The organism is Dietzia sp. SYD-A1, assembly GCF_015356725.1.
GTDB lineage: Bacteria > Actinomycetota > Actinomycetes > Mycobacteriales > Mycobacteriaceae > Dietzia.
This window is the reverse complement of the sequence record NZ_JADDKI010000292.1, coordinates 1-1,320: the sequence shown is the minus strand read 5'-3', so window position 1 is coordinate 1,320 and position 1,320 is coordinate 1. Positions and strand designations below refer to the sequence as shown.

Annotated in this window: 1 protein-coding gene; it reads right to left on the bottom strand. The window is 70.5% G+C overall.

What is annotated here, in order from left to right; translation table 11 throughout:
* Positions 1-106: 106 nt before the first annotated feature.
* Positions 107-1,246, bottom strand: a complete 1,140-nt coding sequence (locus IY392_RS12250) for an Mrp/NBP35 family ATP-binding protein (RefSeq protein ID WP_107756745.1) — start codon at positions 1,244-1,246, stop codon at positions 107-109.
* Between the last annotated feature and the right edge of the window lie 74 nt (positions 1,247-1,320).

The window sequence follows — 1,320 nt, the reverse complement described above, 5'->3', positions numbered from 1 at the left end:
CCCCCGTCCTCGTCCACGTCTCCGGGCGCCGCGCCGACCTGGGACCCGGACGCCACCTGAGCCACCCGCATCCGCCCTCGGGCGGGTCGTCACCGCGGTCCGACGGTCAGAGGTGGCGGGTGGTGTCGATACCGAGGTTCATCCCCGCCAGGCCGCGTGGCCGGACCGCGAGGCCGTCCGCGATCTCCCTGTAGGCCCGGCCGGACGGCGAGTCCGGTTCCGCCAGGACGATCGGGGTGCCCTCGTCGCCGTGCTCGCGGACGGCCTGTTCGAGCGGCACCTGGCCGAGCAACCGCACCGGCGCCCCGACCGATCGCGAGAGGTTCGCGGCCACCTCGGCGCCACCGCCGGTGCCGAAGACGTCCATGCGGGTCCCGTCGGGCAGTTCGAGCCACGACATGTTCTCGATCACGCCCGCGATGCGCTGACGCGTCTGGAGGGCGATCGACCCCGCACGCTCGGCCACCTCGGCCGCCGCCTGCTGTGGTGTCGTGACCACGAGTATCTCCGCCGAGGGGATGAGTTGCGCGATCGAGATGGCGACGTCACCCGTGCCGGGCGGCAGGTCCATCAGCAGGACGTCGAGGTCCCCCCAGTAGACGTCGGCGAGGAACTGCTGGAGCGCGCGGTGCAACATCGGGCCACGCCAGACCACCGGGGTGTTGCCCTTGGTGAACTGGGCGATCGAGATGACCTTGACGTCGTGTGAGACCGGCGGCAGGATCATCTGCTCGACCTGGGTGGGTCGCGCGTCGGTTCCGAGCATCCGGGGGATGGAGTGCCCGTAGATGTCCGCGTCGAGTACCCCCACGGACAGCCCACGGGACGCCAGCGCGGTCGCGAGGTTGACGGTGGCGGTGGACTTACCCACGCCGCCCTTGCCCGAGGCGACCGCGTACACCCTCGTCAGATTGCCGGGTTGGGCGAACGGGATGACGGGCTCGGTCGCGTCGCCCCTCAGGTGTTTGCGGAGTTCCGTGCGCTGCTCGTCGTCCATCACGTCGAGCTCGACCACGACCTCGCCCACGCCGGCGACGTCCGCGACCGCGGTGCGGACCCGATCCGTGATGGTGTCCCTCATCGGGCACGTGGCCACCGTCAGGTAGATGCCTATGTCGACCCGGCCGGAACCCTCGTCGATGCTGACGCCCTTGACCATGCCGAGCTCGGTGAGCGGCTTTCGGATCTCCGGGTCGTCGACCTTGGCCAGGGCGGCGCGGATCGATTCTTCGCTGGGTGCACTCATGATGCCCCGAGTCTAGGCGTCGGGGTGGGGGCGGGCGATTCAGGCGGGTGGCGGTACGCAGAACGGTGCGATAC

Coding starts and splice junctions, on each gene's coding strand:
- IY392_RS12250 (WP_107756745.1), bottom strand. CDS start 1,246: ATGAGTGCACCCAGCGAAGAATCGATCCGCGCCGCCCTGGCCAAGGTC.